Source organism: Myroides guanonis, from assembly GCF_900114085.1.
Lineage (GTDB): Bacteria > Bacteroidota > Bacteroidia > Flavobacteriales > Flavobacteriaceae > Flavobacterium > Flavobacterium guanonis.
In genome coordinates this window covers 55016-70388 of sequence record NZ_FORU01000004.1, presented here as the reverse complement: position 1 = coordinate 70388, position 15373 = coordinate 55016, and the positions used below count along the sequence as shown (strand labels likewise).

The window sequence follows — 15373 nt, the reverse complement described above, 5'->3', positions numbered from 1 at the left end:
CAAGTAAAACACAGATCACTATGAAAATATACAAAGAAACAGAACGACTACAATTAAGAGAAATCCACCCAACAGACGTAGAAGGAATACTCAAACTCGACACAGATCCAGAAGTACACAGATATCTTGGAAATAGCCCGATAAAAACAAAAGAAGAAGCACTCGCAGCAATACAGTACATAAGACAACAATACCAAGACAATGGAATAGGTCGATGGGCAGTAATAAACAAAAGCACCAATGAATTTATAGGCTGGTCAGGATTAAAACTCATAAAAGAAAAAACCAATAACCATATAAACTATTACGACTTAGGCTACAGATTTCAACAAGAACACTGGGGAAAAGGATACGCCACTGAAACCGCAATAGCTTCACTAGACTACGCCTTCAACAACTTAAACATAAACGAAGTTCACGCAATTGTCGATTGTGAAAACAAAGGATCAAACAATGTACTCCAAAAAGTAGGACTACAATATATTGAAACATTTGAATTAGATGGAACACCCCATAATTGGTATACCATAACCAAAACACAATACAACAACCTAAAATTTTAGGGACTGTCTCATTAAGTGTGTAAGTTCAAAAAATAAAGCTTGGATAAGGTTTTTTAATTAGAGTCTAACCTTTTTAATATAGGATTAAAAATTGGTCGATGATTACTCCCAATTCTTTACGGGCATAGACCATTTTTTAGTAGTTTCTCTGACAGCCAAATATACTGATTTCATCACGCCTTTCTATATTCGGTGTTCGATTCTCGAATTTCTCATTACTATCCCCTGTCTCCTCCTTTACTCCTCAGCTCCTTGCCTCTTCGCTTCTTTGCCTCTTCACTTCTTCGCTCCTTCGCTTCTTTGCCTCTTTACTTCTTCGCTCCTTCACTTCTTTGCTCCTTCACTTCTTTGCTCCTTCGCATCTTTACTTCTTCGCATCTTTACTTCTTCGCTTCTTTACTTCTTCACTTCTTTGCCTCTTCGCTTCTTTACTTCTTCGCTTCTTTACTTCTTCGCTTCTTTGCCTCTTCGCTCCTTCGCTCCCTTACAAATCAACGAATAACCAAATTCACAAATTAGCCCTTTGCTCATTACCCCCACTATTCCCTTAATTAAGATAAACTTTGAAAATACAAAAACATTTATTATCTTAGATAGTCATTTTCAACTGATTACACGATGAATAAAGAAATCTTAGGAATCACGCTTTACAACAAGCTAACAAAAGACCAGAAAACTCATTACAAAAGTGCAATGGAAATCACATTAAATGAAGATGAAATAATGACAGATCAACAAGTACAAAAACTACTAGGCATATCCCAGAGAACCCTATATACGTGGCGGAAATGCGGGCTAATAAGATACTTCAAACTAAGAAGTAGAAACTATTATTTAAAAACTCTACTACTTCTCGATTTCATAGAAATAACAAACGAACAATAAGCCGGTCATTAAGATCGGCTTTTTTTGTATCAAAAAAACACAAAATGGATATAGCTTGGATATAGCTAGAGCGAACCTAGGATATAGAACGGATATACAATGGATATACAACCGATATAGAAAGGATATACAAAGTGGTAAAAAAACAACATTTCGATATACAAATTCGGCAAATCATGGCAATCAGTGGCAATCCGTGGCAAATGGTGGCAAATAATGGCAATCTGTGGCAAATCGCAGCAGAACTCGGCAGAACTCGGCAACAATTTAAAACCGATTAAAAAAAATCCCAACTTAGCAATAAGTAAAAACCAAAAGGTGTGAAAAACACCAAAATTAACTAACAAATTAAACAATTAAATTATGGGAAAAGTCGGTGATTCACTATTAGGAGGCACAAGCGGACGCACGGGGCGTATCGTAGTAGCAAACGTCTATGGCAATGAAATAACGCGCATAAGACCAAAAAAAATGTCAAAAAAACCAACCGTAAAACAAGAGTTGATTCAATCGCGAATGAAAGAATCCGCAACCTTTATGGAATCCTACAAAGCATACGCATGCAAACACTATGGAGTGAGAATAGGAATGAAATCATGCTATAACCTAGCCATGACAAATCTAATGGCAAACTTTGAAATAGACTACACAGCAAAGACCATCACGCCAAAATATCCAAGTCTCAGCTTTTCAAAAGGAAGCCTATTACCACCAATACCCTTAGCCCTAACATCAACAGCACCAAGTGCAATAGAAGTCAATTGGCAAGACAATAGTGGAGGAACACCTGAAAGAGCAACAGATCTCGCGCAAATACTATTCGCAGTAAAAGACGAAGGAAACACCATGTTCCTCGAGAACACAGCAACAAGGTCACAAGAAACCTACACAGCAAACCTACCAGCAACAGTTTCAGGAAAAGAAGTACACGTTTGGCTAGCATTCCGAAACGATGAAAAAAGCAACGTCTCAAACTCCGTTTATCTCGGTACAATAACCGTCACTTAAACAAAAAAGGCTGTCCATTTTGGATAGCCTTTTTTATATCTTTTCAATGTTTTAAACACCCAATGACTAAGAAATAGCCTCTAATTTATCAAAGGTGTTGATTAAAGCTCTAAAATCAACTATGAATTCATTATGAACTTCTTTTCCTAATTTTTTTAATGCTTTACTAGAATCCCAATATAAATAAATCCAAACATCCAAAGCTCTTCCAGTAACCAGAGATAAGTCTAAATAAAAAGCCTCCTCCCTTTTTTCAGGATCAGACTCCCCCTCATTATATTCCATAAAAGAAATATGCTTCTCCTGCATCTCACAAAAATCCTCCATTGTAATGGTGTACTTAGAAAGATTTTTTCTTCGTTTATAGTATTCCCAAAAAATACTAAAGATAATGCTTAGTTTTTTTCTCTGCTTCTTATTAAAGCTCAAGCGTCCCTTAGTAAGGAAAAACCATAATATAAACTGTTTCTGAGCCATTTCCTTTTCATTTTTTCTAAAATATTCTTTACTCTCAGTTTTAATATCATAATGTAAGCTATTAATCTCTTGCATTTCGAACCCTATCTCGTCAATTAGTGTCATATATAAAGTTTTCAAGTATTAAATAATTCATAATACAATATAGGTAATTTTAATAAAAACACAATCAGATGATTAAAAAATTCCATCACTAAGAAACAACCTCTAATTCATCAAAAGTGCTAATTAAAGCTCTAAAATCAACCATAAATTCATAAAGAGCCTCAACCCCTAACTTCCTAAGTGCCTTACTAGAATCCCAATATAAATAAGCCCAAACATCTAAAGCTTTTCCAGAAGCCTGAGATAAGTCTAAATAAAAAGCCTCTGTTAATTTTTGAATATCAGACTCAACCTCCAAATATTCCATAAAAGAGTTATGCTTGTTAATCTTCTCAATAAAATCTTTGGATGTAATGTTGTACTTTGAAAGATTCTTTCTCCGTTTATAATATTCCCAAAAAACATTATAAATGATGGTTATTTTTTCTTTCTGCTTTTTATTAGCATGCATGCGCCATTTAATAAGCTGAATCCATAACAAGAGTTGTTTACTCGCTATTTCTTGCTCATTTCGTTCAAAATAATCTTGATCTTTATCCTTAACTTCAAAATACAAGTCGTTAATCTCTTGCATTTCTGAGCCTATTTTGTAAGTTAACTTCATGAAAAAAGTATTTAAGTAACTAATTGTCAGTAATTTTACATTACAATATACATATTTATATTAAAAACATAATGAGATGATTAAGAATAAATTCATAAAACAGCACTTCATAACCTAATAACAAAACCTCCAACAAGTAAATAATATTTCCCTACACCAACCCAACATACCCCATAATTTGATAACTTTGTAACTAATAGAGATTTAAAATAAAATTCAATGGAACACAAAATACATCAAGGAAGAAACGTGAAACGTTTTCGCGAAATGCTAGGCATTAAGCAAGAAATGTTGGCATTTGATTTGGGTTCAGATTGGAACCAAAAAAAGATTTCTATGTTAGAACAAAAAGAAGTCATTGAAAAAGACCTCCTAAAAGAAATATCTAACATCTTGAAAATCCCTGTAGAAGCGTTTGAAAACTTTAATGAAGAACAAGCTATTTATAATATTTCTTGTAACTTTTCAGGAAATGCAATCAATAATAATGGTACTAATATCCAAAATATTAATCCAATAGACCAAGTTCTAAAACTACACGAAGAAAAGATTGCTTTATATGAGCGTATGCTCAAAGAAAAAGAAGAAATGATCGTAAGATTAGAGCGTTTGTTTCAAGAAAAATAACTTCTCTACTCCTTCTCTTTCAAGCGTTCGTTGATGAGCCAGCAGGCTTCAAGTAATTTGTTGTAAGTAATTATTTGAATATCTTTTTCTGAAATACAGTCAATATAAGAATCACCCATTGCATAGGATATTGTATCGAATAGTGAAGCTTCTAAATTGTTTAACCCAATTTCGTCAAATACTTTTTTAAAAACTAAAAAAGGATTAATATATTCCTCTCTACTAAGTGTGCTTAAACAATAATCTTCATAAAACACGGCGCTCTTTATCAACTTTCTCTTCTTAAACTCCTCAGGCTCTAAATAGATATTATAACACGCTTTTAAAGTAGACAATAAAATAGCACAATTAAACATCACACTTGAAGCATTTCGTTTACTATAAACTTCTTCTTTCTTAGAATATAAAAAGTAGTAGGTAATCTCGTTTTTAAAGCTTTTGATATCTTCAAAATCAAAAAGTTCTTTGATAAAATCATATGGACAATCAAAAGTATCTGTTGACCAATAGTATGTATTCATGGAAACAGTTTTTGTTTTCATAATTTGAAGTTTAATTATTTATACTTATTTCATGCGTTCATTGATTAACCAACAAGCATCTAGAAGTTTAAAATATGTCATTATTTGAACAGACCTTTCATCAGTATAAACATCTTCTAAAGAATCTAGTAATGTTGCTCGAACAATTTCTGAAAAAGTACCTTCTAATTCTTCTATTTCTACAATATCATATATGCTTTTTATAGCTAGATAAGGATTAATAAACTCTTCTCTACTAAGAGAACTTAAATAGTAATCCCGCTCTTCCACTTCTTCGTGTAATAGATTTCTTTTTTCAAAACCATTAGGTCTTACATATATATTATAACATGCTCTAAAAACTGAAAACAGCACATAACTATTAAAAATCACTTCTGAAACACGTTCCTCTTTATATGCTTCATTTTGAAATGCAAAATGAAAATAATTAAGTACTTCTTTTTTATAATAATCTAAGTGAGCTATATCAAACATTTGGCTAATTAGTTCATAGGAAGAAGAGTAACAGCTCCTTGTCCACAAATGTGTTTGTAATGATAGGGTTTTCTTTTTCATAATCTAAAATTCTATTAGTTAGAGACACTTTCAATACTTCTTTCATTAATCAACCAACATGTATCTAAAATTTGATTAATTTGAATGTAAGGAGTTAATAAATCCCAACTTGGCTCATCGCCATCTGTCCTCAATGAAAAATCTATTAATTCAAGAAGAACGATTTCTAAATCATCCAAATTTGTTTGTTTAAAAACTCTCTTTAGAACTAGATAAGGATTTTGAGATTCTTTTAATGTTAGAGCGCTAGTGAAAGCATTCTTTTGATTGTTATCATTTTCAATTAATAAGTCTTTTCTATATTTTTTATCCATTAAATTTAAAAGATAAGCGGCTCTAATAGCGGACTTTATAATAACATAATTCCAAAAAATGTCAGGTAAGTTTCTTTTATTAAAAATTTTACGCCTATAACAATAAATCGCCTTTCCTCTTAAATCACTTTTAAGTTCTTCTAAACTTATAAAACAAAAAAGTCTTTCAAGCAGTTCATAAGGACATTCTATGTGCTTTCGTTCCCAAACATGGGATTCCAAAAACGTTTGTGTTGCTTTCATAAAAATTAATTTTAAAATTCTACATAAAACTACAATGCAGAAATGGGATAAAATATTCCAAAAAAAGGATAAATTATCCCCACTAATTTTCCATAAAATCACTTCATGAAAACAAAAAATCCTTATACCAAAAGGCTTTAAAGCCTTTTTAAAGACACTTTTCAATGGTGGATAAATTATCCCTCTCAGGAATATTTTACCGATAAAATACTTTTGAACTTGCAATCATAAACCATAAAAAAAATATTATGAAAGCAATTGAAACAACTAGTAAACAGCACGAATTACCAAAAGAATTAAATGAGAAGCTAAACAAGCTCATAGAAAATGACAAAATTCATTTTATTTTTTATTCCAATGATAATCTGCTAGACCTCCCTACCTTAACCATTGTATTACAAGAGCATGCTAACTCCAAAAAGCTTTTAAAAAAGAAATGGATTAGCAAAAGCGTTGAAAGATTTAAGCTTCATGTCCATTTTATTAATATGCAAAGTTTCTATCAATCAGATTCGTTTCAAAACAACATCTATGCTTCCTTAAACTGCCAAAGCATACACCTTGTTTATGGCTCAGAAAAAGATTGTAAACCTCTTTTTATATCTGATTTCTCAAAGAGACATCAAAATAAAGTTTTAAATTCAATAGACATTTGGTTTCAATCAGAACATCAAAGACACTCAATGTTTCTAAACATACTTGAAAAGGAATATGACGATGATAAATTAATAAGTAATGAGGCTGCATTACAGTGTTTAAAAACAATACTACTCGAAATACAAAATCGAATTCAGCCCATCATTAAACCTAATAGTAAAGACAATACAAAATATTTTCTAAAACTTATACTCCAGCATTGCAAATCTGTTAAAGAAAATTTCGATAATGCAGAAACCTCCAAAAATTTAGAAAGCATTTTAGATTTTAAAATAGAGCAGAATTTAATACCAAAAGAAGACAATAACCCTCCAAATATCAAAAACTTAATTGCTCTCACACTTAAACTCGTAGATGCACTCTACATAGATCTAGCAAATGATATTTTAACTAAATACAAAGAGATTTCCCTCACTTGCGAAACAGCAATTTTAAAGCAACAACAAGCGACACTTCAAAAAAATCTTGAAGCTAAAACCAAAGAAATTTTAAAAAACTATGTCGGACTACATTCTATTTATTTTCTAAAAAGAAAGATTACCCAAATTTATTCCTCAAAAAAAACTCCTGAGTTTAAAGTAGAATTGTTACTCTTAGTAACGGTAGACAGAAACACCTTGGAAATGGAAGGAAATCTCCGACAAAAAGTACTGTTAGAAACAGACAACAAAGTAGAAGTAACTTTTATACTTCTTAAGAAAAGCAATTGGCAAAAACACCTTCCCGTTTACGGAGTCTTCTTACACAAACACCTAAAAAAAGAACAACATTGGATAGGCGATCCACTTGTTCCAGAGCTTAGCCTTTCAGAAACTATTCCGTTAGACCAGCTAAAATCTAAGTTTTGGATTGAATGTAAATCAGTAGTTAACCCAATCATTCAAAGAAATAAACTATTAGGTGTTAACAACGGAAGTGTATTAGATTATGGACTTTATAAAGGGTTATTTCAACAACTTTTAATCGCTATACTATTTTCAAAAGCAAACTTTATTCCCCAAGTGTTTAGCGTAAAATACATATGGAGACTAATAGAATGGTATGTTCCAGAAATACTCGATAAAATATATCTTAATGAAAGAACTAGTTCAATTCTACTAGGTTCATATAACATCATTCGAAATCATCCAACTATGATTCCATATAAATTCAATAATGTAGAAGAAGAATGGAAAGACTTACAAGCAATCTGTGAAACACTATTGGATTACGCTAACTCTTGCTATGAGAACATACCTGTCTTCCAAGTTACTCCCGCAATAATCACTCCCACTTTCATCGAATCCGAAAACACCAACCATGTTCAACCAATTCTAGAAAACCATGAAAAATCCAATCAATAAAATAGACCAACTGCCAATATCAGTGGGTTTTAGAGAGAACTTAGAAGAAATTTGCAATGAGAAGTTAATGCTTAACTGTTGGCTTAGCTCCACCCCTTTAAACCCTATTCCCTTGCTCGTCATTCAGCTTTCAGACAAAGCAGACCTCAAACACTACAGAAACCAACAATGGGCAGTAGATTGCCTTAAAAAAGACAACACCCACATTAGTTTCTTCAACACTGAAAAACTCTCAGAACACGAAAATTCAGGAACTCTCTTTTTAGACATTCATTGCCAAAAATCTAAACTCTATTATTCAACAACTCTCTTTGAATTCTCTCAATACAGAAGCCAAGAAAACCACAAGCTTTTTGTTGAAAAATACAAAGCCTTAGATTTCCATGTTAGAGATTACCTAGAAAATCCATCTAACAGTTGTTTTTTGGGAGGCGGCTACTATGTATATAGGTCTTTAGAGTTTTATGTAGACTATATGGAACTTCTGCTTCTAGGTTTTAAATACAGTAACGATGATTTACACCTAACAGAAAGATTGGATAATCTAGAAATGATACTCCCTTATCTTAAAACTTTTTTTCTAATAGATGAACGAAATGATAAGTTCTTAATCAATCAGATGATACAAGATTTCAAAGAAAATAACTACTACTTTGAAGATTGGATTAATGAATCAATTTCGATATTAAATAAATGTAATGAGTTAGTTCAAACAATAGTCAATAATCATTACTTAATCAAAAGCAGAAAAGAATTGATAGAATTGCAACAACCACAATCACATTCCGAAGTACTAGAATTAATCCAACTATCAACAATACTTTCAACCAATGAAAATGTGATGGAATTGTATCACTTTCACACTAAAACGTTCATTAAACAAGAACAAATTCAAAAACAGTATTTCATTCTACTTATAGTAGCAAATCCAAATATCACAACCTCCTCAGAATTAAATAAAATGTTGTCAAGTTACACAAATGACAATGTTGAATTTTACTTTGTAATAGAAACTTTAATTAGACTTCAAAATTCACTCTACTACATTTATAATTTCATTAAGGATAAACTAATTCATGCAAAGTGTTTCTATAAACGAGATAGCCTCTCTCCATTCATTCATTGGACATATTACAACGATTTAACAGTTAGTAAAGAAGAGTTGTTTGTTGATGAAAAAATAATCTCAATTGAGAATACATCATTAAATATCCTCATAGAGCAAAAAGAAATTCCCAAAAACATACTATTATCAAACACAGAAATTACTAATCTAACTCTTAATATTACTAAAGTTTTAGTTTACGATAAAACATGTTATTACAACGATGATGCAAATGATTTAGGAGTTTTCTTAGGTCTAGCCTTTTACTGCGATGACAACTTTACCAACAAATGGCATCGCATCCACGAAACCATAGATTTATACAAAATCTGCACAACCGATGAAGAAGTCTATGTAGATATAGAAACCGCAACCAAAATCCTAAACTTCTTTCAAGAACTCTATGATGAAATATTGGTGCAGTAATTATTAGAAATAACTAAAAAGCAAAAGGCTACCCAAAATGGATGGCCTTTTCGCTTTTCTAATATCCTTCGTATAATTCATAAAGAACAAAACACCACTAAACTACTTCACGCATTTTCAAATCAACGAATAACCGAATCATCAATTCAAACACTATTCCCGAGACATTGTAGGATCTTGAGTATTCGGATTAATCAGTAGCAGATACAATATAAGCACATGAACAATCTGATTCATTACCCCTTGCCATTGCTCAAGCATACCGCTACCAAACATCAAAAAACCCATTAGAAGGATCCCTAACGCACACCCCCAACGAACAAAACGCCCCCCTAATAACAAAAGCACACCAGACAAGACTTCTCCTATAATAATAACAGAAGCAAAAACATAAACCAGTTCATAAGGTAATATCGTATCTGCAAACGAGTCTGCAGTAGCCGAAGAAAAAGCACCCCATTTTGGTATGCGAACCCCGCCATGCATCAACAAACTCAACCCCATAGCGATGCGAACCACTAAATACCCCAATTGACTATTTGAAAACTTAAGCATATATATTCTTTAATAATTTACAAGATAGCAATGTAAATATAATTTACCATACCAACGGCATATCATGCATTTGCCAAATCTTAATTTCTTGAGAACCGAGTGAATAATAAATGTTCAGAGAACATAATCCAGCAGGCGTAGTGATTTAGAATAAAGAGGTGAATAAATAAAGGAAATGAGTTGACCAAAAACATAAATGCTTTTCACAAATCACCAAATTAGCGAATTAGCGAATTAGCGAATTTTCAAATTAACGAATAACAAAATCACCGAATAACAGAATCATCAACCAAAACCACCCCTTCAACATGCAAACGCTCTTGCAACCATTCCTTTAATCTCAACTTATCCTTAGAATCCAAATCATGGCTAGAATCATACAAAACAACCACCTCAACCTTAGTACTATCACTAGCCACATATTTCTCCACCTTACCAATAGCAATACCCTTTAGAGAAGGAAAAAGAATACCCATTTCATTAACCAAACCAGGTTCATTAACCCTATACCTATCCAACTCATGCTGAAGCTTATTAATAGTAAGATCCTTTTCAGAAATGGAAACATTCTGTTTACCCAATTCACTCAAAATCTCAGACTTCAAATCCGCATTATCCTGTCTAAAAACCAAAGTAGCATCACTTAGTCCACGTTCCCTCAAAAGTCTATTGTACATCTCCATATCCTCCTTGCTCAACTTCTTGTTAAGAAAAGCGATATCAACAGTCTTAGAACTATAATTCAACTTCTTATAAACAACAGTATATCCCCTACTACTAAACTCAGTATTAATAAAATCCTCCACAGTACTCGTAAACTTCTTCTCCTGAAAAAGATTATAAGCAAGATAAAAACTTGGAATAATCATAACAAAAATCAAAACAGTAATACTAAAGCGAATACGCTTTTCATTCTGCGGATTAACCGCCTCAGAAGCAGGATAATCCAGATACTTAATCACCAAAAAAGTAGCAATACAAATAAAAAAACAATTAATAGTATACAAATAAAAAGCCCCTAAGAAGAAACTCAAATTAAAAGTAGCCAAACCATAACCAGCAGTACAAAGAGGAGGCATTAAAGCAGTAGCAATAGCAACACCAGGAATAGGATTACCCTTCTCAACCCTTGTGATAGCAATAACCCCAACAAGACCACCAAAAAACGCAATTAAAACATCATAAATAGTAGGAGACGTTCTAGCCAACAATTCCGATTGCACCTCTTTAAAAGGACTCAAATAAAAATAAAAAGCAGAAACAAACAAGCTAACCACGGTAGCAATAAGAAGATTCTTCAGCGACTTTTTCAATAACTGTGAATTATAAGTCCCCAAGGCAAAACCCGCACCAACAATAGGTCCCATCAAAGGAGAAATCAACATAGCACCGATAATAACAGCAGCCGAATTCACATTCAAACCAACAGAAGCAATAAGAATAGCACAAGCCAAAATCCATAAGTTCGAACCCTTAAAAGAAATATTCGCCGTAACCATCTCTAAAACCTTACGCTTGTCCTCCTCACCACTGTGAAGATTCACATAATCCCAAAACTTATTTCTTACATTCATCTGGATAAAATGATATTAGTTAGAACTCCAATAACACAACAACACCCCTGAAATACCCAGAATACAGAACAACAAAACTCAGTATAATAGAAATACACAGAAACATTATTACACTAAAATACGAAAATGATTAACACCAAAACATCACCGAATTAACAAATCACCGAATTTTAATTCACAAAATACATCCACATGAGGTATTCACATTCCTACAAGCAGCATATCGTCTAATCAATTTCATACTGCAATACAACAACATTCACACAAAGCATTCACACTCCTACAAACGGCATATCATGCATTTGGCGAGTGTCAATTGCTTGAAAAGGTCGCAGTGAGAAAAGGTGTTTGAGTGAAACGAGTTCTTTTCGAGCAGACCTTAAAAGTTAAATTGACCGTCTAATGGATGTAGCCTTGATCTTTTGTCCACTTTTGCATCAAGGCAAAAGATGGAAGAAACGCATTTACAAAAAATCACAATAAAACCACCCTATCAACCCCAATCTGCTCCAAAAAATAATCATCATGAGAAACAACAATCAAAGTACCCTCATAGCCACTAATCGCAGAAGTTAAAATTTCAATATTATGAATATCTAAATTATTAGTAGGCTCATCCAAAATAATCAAATCAGGAGACTGACTAGCAATTTCTAAACAACAAAGAAGTAAACGCATACGCTCACCCCCACTAAGCGAACCACAACACTTATTCCAGTCAGCAGCAGAAAACAAAAACCGATTAAGCCTCATTTTTACCTCATGTTCCATAAGAAACAACCTATTAAAAGACAAAGCCTGTTCAAACACACTAAGCGAATTATCAATCAAAGAATAATCCTGATCAATATAAACAGAATCAATAACAGCCCTATTCAAAACCCCACTATGAACCTCCAACTCCCCTAGCAATAATTTAATCAAAGTAGTCTTACCCGAACCATTAGCCCCCTTAAGAGCAATACGTTCACCACTCAAAAACTTAAAACTCAAAGGAGAACTCCAAAGAAGCACATCGCTATACGAAAAATTGATACCATCTGCCTCAACAAGCACCTTTCCCCTATGTAACTCAGAATTATCAAAACGCAACTTAACCCTATCAATAGAAGATAACGAAGAACGAAGAACCCTTAACTCCTCAGAAAGAGCACTCGTTTTATCAGCATGAATACCCTTCATTTTAGAAGTACTATTTTCAGCACTATTCTTCCAAGAATTAGCAACAATCTTCGGCATACCACCCTTAGCGCTCTTCTTCTTAGCACGAGCATCCAACTTTTGCTGTCTCTCAACAGACTCCCGCTCAACCTCTTTAGCCTTTCGAAGAGCACCCTCCTTACTCAAAAAATCCTCCAACAAAGCATTCGTTTGCAACACTTTCTGTTCCTTATAAAAATCATAATTCCCCCCATAAACCCTAATACCATCCTTACTCAACTCACAAACCTTATGAAGCAAATTAAGTAATTTTCTATCGTGGCTAATCAATAACAAAGAACACTGACTATTCAAAACAAAATCATACAACAAAGCACGCCCACCACTATCTAAATGATTACTAGGCTCATCCATCAAAACAAAATCAGGACGATGAATAAAAATACCCGCCAAAAAAACCCTAGTCCTTTGTCCACCACTCAAAGAGCCCATACTATCACTCAGTAGAACCCCCTCCAATTCCCAAAGCCTTAAACCCTCATAACAATGCTCCTCAATCAACCAATCATCCCCAAGCACAACATAGTCCTCCTCGATAACAGAACCCGCTAAAATCGCATGCAAAGCCTTAATCTTACCATCCACACCAAGCGCCTCAGCAACCGTTAAATGATTAAACTGACCAAAAACCTGAGGAATATAATAAGGCATACCCTCAACAAGTAACTGACCATTAGAAATAGGTAATTCCTTGGCAATAATCTTCAATAAAGTAGATTTACCAACACCATTGTTACCAATTAAAGCAACCTTTTCGCCAGAATTAAGAATTAAATTTATACCCTGAAATAACAAATCCTTGTTCGGATGTAGGTACGAAATATTTTGTAGAACCAACATAGTACTATCTTTTGAGATTAATGAATTCGCAGACCAAACGGTCTACATTATCTGTCTAAAAGAATTATACTAACATGCTGTAAATTTTAAATTCCCTACAAATGTATAAAAACAAACTCACATCATCACAACAAAATCTAACACTCCCATTCTCCATCATCCCGTTTTCCGCCTCCTGTTCTCTGTCCCCTTCTCCAAAAACAATCCCCTCAAAAAAAGCAAAACACCCCCTCACCCCAATAAACAACACAAAAAAATTTATTAACTTTAAACAAAAAATGAAATTCGGACAAGTAGAAAACCCCTCAGAAGTAGACTTTACCCTACCAAAAACACATCCAGAAACCCTTAGGGTTTTAGAACAATACAAAAACAAAAACCAATTTGAAGTATATGTAGGATGTGCTAAGTGGAACAAAGCAGACCTAAAAGGATTCTATCCACGAGGAACAAAAGATGAACTCACCTACTATGCCACTCAATTCAACAGTATAGAATTAAACGCAACCTTTTACAACGCACCCACAAAACAACAAGTCCAAATATGGAAAGACAAAACCCCAGAAGACTTCAAGTTCTTTCCAAAAATACCACAATCCATAAGCCATTATAGTCGACTGTTAAACACAGACGAAAAAGTAATGACATACACCGATTCCCTAGCATTCTTCGAAGAAAAACTAGGAGCAATTTTCCTACAATTACACGATAATTATAAACCAAAAGACATGGACAGGCTAGCAGAATTCATAACCAAATTCCCAAAAGCATTCCCATTAGCCATAGAAGTTAGAAACGAAGAATGGTTCTCAAACCCAACCATATTTGACAATTATTGTAAACTATTAGAAACAAACAACTGTGCCAATATAATAGTAGACACAGCAGGAAGACGTGATATGGTACATATGCGACTAACCAATGACACAGCATTCATTCGCTACGTAGGAGCAAACCATCTATCAGACTATAATCGACTAGACCAATGGTTAGAACGAATCACCGAATGGAAGAAAGCAGGACTACAAAAACTCTATTTCTTTATCCACCAAAATATCGAACTCGAATCCCCATTACTAGCAACCCACTTCATTAAGAATTTAAACCAAGAACTACAAGTCGACATACGCTATCCAAACAAACAAAACCAAACACTATTCTAAGATGAACCTAGACTATCTAACATCAGTCAAAAAGCAATTTGCCTACTACAAACAATTAGGAGACAAAACCTTCGATCAAATATCAGACGAAAACATATTTTGGCAATACAACCCAGAAAGCAATAGCATAGCCATCATCGTAAAACACCTTTGGGGAAACATGATGTCGAGATGGACAGAAATCTTTACAACCGATGGCGAAAAAGAAACGCGAAACCGAGACACCGAATTTGAAAATGATCTAAAAAGTAAAGCTGAAGTGTTAGAAAAATGGAACAAAGGTTGGGAACAACTATTTCAAACATTAAACAAACTAACAGAAGCCGATTTAAATCGAATCATCTATATACGCAACGAAGGACACACAGTCTTAGAAGCCATAAACAGACAGCTAGCACATTACCCATACCATGTAGGACAAATAGTCTTTATAGGAAAGATGGTACAAAACCAAGACTGGAAATCACTATCAATACCAAGAAATAAATCCAAAGATTACAACAACGATAAATTCTCACAAGAAAAGAAACGTGCTCATTTTACAGATGATTTACTAAACAAATAAT

Annotated in this window: 16 protein-coding genes and 1 pseudogene; 8 read left to right on the top strand and 9 right to left on the bottom strand. The window is 33.4% G+C overall.

The features are described 5' to 3' along the window. Positions 1-20: 20 nt before the first annotated feature. Positions 21-563: a GNAT family N-acetyltransferase gene (locus BM024_RS05020; protein WP_090678366.1), complete on the top strand. Its 543-nt coding sequence runs from the start codon at positions 21-23 to the stop codon at positions 561-563. A 57-nt stretch (positions 564-620) separates the two neighbouring features. Here BM024_RS05020 and BM024_RS13925 read toward each other — a convergent pair. After that, positions 621-746: pseudogene (locus tag BM024_RS13925) on the bottom strand (IS256 family transposase); the annotation flags it as partial. Positions 747-1181: 435 nt separating this feature from the next. Here BM024_RS13925 and BM024_RS13895 point away from each other — a divergent pair. Beyond that, positions 1182-1448 carry a helix-turn-helix domain-containing protein gene (locus tag BM024_RS13895; RefSeq protein WP_090678365.1) on the top strand — a complete coding sequence of 89 codons (267 nt, stop codon included), beginning with the start codon at positions 1182-1184 and terminating at the stop codon, positions 1446-1448. A 363-nt stretch (positions 1449-1811) separates the two neighbouring features. Then, complete coding sequence (locus BM024_RS05010; protein WP_090678364.1) at positions 1812-2456, top strand: DUF6266 family protein; 645 nt, start codon at positions 1812-1814, stop codon at positions 2454-2456. A gap of 66 nt (positions 2457-2522) precedes the next feature. Here BM024_RS05010 and BM024_RS05005 read toward each other — a convergent pair whose 3' ends face one another. Both BM024_RS05005 and BM024_RS05000 read right to left on the bottom strand, forming a co-directional pair. Beyond that, entirely contained in the window at positions 2523-3038 is a 516-nt protein-coding gene (locus BM024_RS05005; protein ID WP_090678363.1) for a hypothetical protein, read from the bottom strand. Between the two features lie 88 nt (positions 3039-3126). After that, positions 3127-3642, bottom strand: a complete 516-nt coding sequence (locus BM024_RS05000; RefSeq protein ID WP_090678362.1) for a hypothetical protein — start codon at positions 3640-3642, stop codon at positions 3127-3129. Between the two features lie 219 nt (positions 3643-3861). On the opposite strand from BM024_RS05000, the gene BM024_RS04995 reads away from it, so the two are divergent. Further along, a complete protein-coding gene (locus BM024_RS04995; protein WP_090678361.1) occupies positions 3862-4269 on the top strand; it encodes a helix-turn-helix domain-containing protein in 408 nt (135 codons plus the stop codon). 5 nt (positions 4270-4274) lie between these two features. Here the strand turns inward: BM024_RS04995 and BM024_RS04990 are convergent, their stop codons facing one another. Genes BM024_RS04990 through BM024_RS04980 form a run of 3 tightly spaced genes read right to left on the bottom strand, consistent with a single transcriptional unit; the run spans position 4275 to position 5923 of the window. After that, positions 4275-4811, bottom strand: a complete 537-nt coding sequence (locus tag BM024_RS04990) for a hypothetical protein (RefSeq protein WP_090678360.1) — start codon at positions 4809-4811, stop codon at positions 4275-4277. 24 nt (positions 4812-4835) lie between these two features. After that, on the bottom strand, positions 4836-5366 hold the full coding sequence (locus BM024_RS04985; protein ID WP_143077720.1) for a hypothetical protein: 531 nt from the start codon (positions 5364-5366) through the stop codon (positions 4836-4838). A 14-nt stretch (positions 5367-5380) separates the two neighbouring features. Then, positions 5381-5923 (bottom strand): hypothetical protein, encoded by a 543-nt coding sequence (locus tag BM024_RS04980; RefSeq protein WP_090678358.1) that lies wholly within the window; start codon positions 5921-5923, stop codon positions 5381-5383. 248 nt (positions 5924-6171) lie between these two features. On the opposite strand from BM024_RS04980, the gene BM024_RS04975 reads away from it, so the two are divergent. Both BM024_RS04975 and BM024_RS04970 read left to right on the top strand, forming a co-directional pair. After that, positions 6172-7923: a hypothetical protein gene (locus BM024_RS04975; RefSeq protein WP_090678357.1), complete on the top strand. Its 1752-nt coding sequence runs from the start codon at positions 6172-6174 to the stop codon at positions 7921-7923. Beyond that, positions 7904-9454, top strand: a complete 1551-nt coding sequence (locus BM024_RS04970) for a hypothetical protein (protein ID WP_090678356.1) — start codon at positions 7904-7906, stop codon at positions 9452-9454. Before BM024_RS04975 ends, BM024_RS04970 begins: the two co-directional genes overlap by 20 nt. Before the next feature lie 153 nt (positions 9455-9607). On the opposite strand, the gene BM024_RS04965 is transcribed toward BM024_RS04970, so the two are convergent. From BM024_RS04965 to BM024_RS04955, 3 genes are all read right to left on the bottom strand, one after another. Then, positions 9608-10009, bottom strand: coding sequence for a DoxX family membrane protein (locus tag BM024_RS04965; protein WP_090678355.1), 402 nt, complete (start codon positions 10007-10009; stop codon positions 9608-9610). A gap of 266 nt (positions 10010-10275) precedes the next feature. Next, complete coding sequence (locus BM024_RS04960) at positions 10276-11583, bottom strand: DUF389 domain-containing protein (RefSeq protein ID WP_090678354.1); 1308 nt, start codon at positions 11581-11583, stop codon at positions 10276-10278. 474 nt (positions 11584-12057) lie between these two features. Continuing rightward, positions 12058-13644 (bottom strand): ABC-F family ATP-binding cassette domain-containing protein, encoded by a 1587-nt coding sequence (locus BM024_RS04955; protein ID WP_090678353.1) that lies wholly within the window; start codon positions 13642-13644, stop codon positions 12058-12060. 278 nt (positions 13645-13922) lie between these two features. Here BM024_RS04955 and BM024_RS04945 point away from each other — a divergent pair, with 278 nt between their 5' ends. Beyond that, a complete protein-coding gene (locus BM024_RS04945) occupies positions 13923-14807 on the top strand; it encodes a DUF72 domain-containing protein (RefSeq protein ID WP_090678351.1) in 885 nt (294 codons plus the stop codon). 1 nt (position 14808) lies between these two features. Then, a complete protein-coding gene (locus BM024_RS04940; protein WP_090678350.1) occupies positions 14809-15372 on the top strand; it encodes a DUF1572 domain-containing protein in 564 nt (187 codons plus the stop codon). Position 15373: the final 1 nt, after the last annotated feature.

Excerpts from the sequence above, each read along its gene's own strand:
- BM024_RS05020 (WP_090678366.1), top strand. The coding sequence starts at position 21 with ATGAAAATATACAAAGAAACAGAACGACTACAATTAAGAGAAATCCAC.
- BM024_RS13895 (WP_090678365.1), top strand. The coding sequence starts at position 1,182 with ATGAATAAAGAAATCTTAGGAATCACGCTTTACAACAAGCTAACAAAA.
- BM024_RS05010 (WP_090678364.1), top strand. The coding sequence starts at position 1,812 with ATGGGAAAAGTCGGTGATTCACTATTAGGAGGCACAAGCGGACGCACG.
- BM024_RS05005 (WP_090678363.1), bottom strand. The coding sequence starts at position 3,038 with ATGACACTAATTGACGAGATAGGGTTCGAAATGCAAGAGATTAATAGC.
- BM024_RS05000 (WP_090678362.1), bottom strand. The coding sequence starts at position 3,642 with ATGAAGTTAACTTACAAAATAGGCTCAGAAATGCAAGAGATTAACGAC.
- BM024_RS04995 (WP_090678361.1), top strand. The coding sequence starts at position 3,862 with ATGGAACACAAAATACATCAAGGAAGAAACGTGAAACGTTTTCGCGAA.
- BM024_RS04990 (WP_090678360.1), bottom strand. The coding sequence starts at position 4,811 with ATGAAAACAAAAACTGTTTCCATGAATACATACTATTGGTCAACAGAT.
- BM024_RS04985 (WP_143077720.1), bottom strand. The coding sequence starts at position 5,366 with ATGAAAAAGAAAACCCTATCATTACAAACACATTTGTGGACAAGGAGC.
- BM024_RS04980 (WP_090678358.1), bottom strand. The coding sequence starts at position 5,923 with ATGAAAGCAACACAAACGTTTTTGGAATCCCATGTTTGGGAACGAAAG.
- BM024_RS04975 (WP_090678357.1), top strand. The coding sequence starts at position 6,172 with ATGAAAGCAATTGAAACAACTAGTAAACAGCACGAATTACCAAAAGAA.
- BM024_RS04970 (WP_090678356.1), top strand. The coding sequence starts at position 7,904 with ATGAAAAATCCAATCAATAAAATAGACCAACTGCCAATATCAGTGGGT.
- BM024_RS04965 (WP_090678355.1), bottom strand. The coding sequence starts at position 10,009 with ATGCTTAAGTTTTCAAATAGTCAATTGGGGTATTTAGTGGTTCGCATC.
- BM024_RS04960 (WP_090678354.1), bottom strand. The coding sequence starts at position 11,583 with ATGAATGTAAGAAATAAGTTTTGGGATTATGTGAATCTTCACAGTGGT.
- BM024_RS04955 (WP_090678353.1), bottom strand. The coding sequence starts at position 13,644 with ATGTTGGTTCTACAAAATATTTCGTACCTACATCCGAACAAGGATTTG.
- BM024_RS04945 (WP_090678351.1), top strand. The coding sequence starts at position 13,923 with ATGAAATTCGGACAAGTAGAAAACCCCTCAGAAGTAGACTTTACCCTA.
- BM024_RS04940 (WP_090678350.1), top strand. The coding sequence starts at position 14,809 with ATGAACCTAGACTATCTAACATCAGTCAAAAAGCAATTTGCCTACTAC.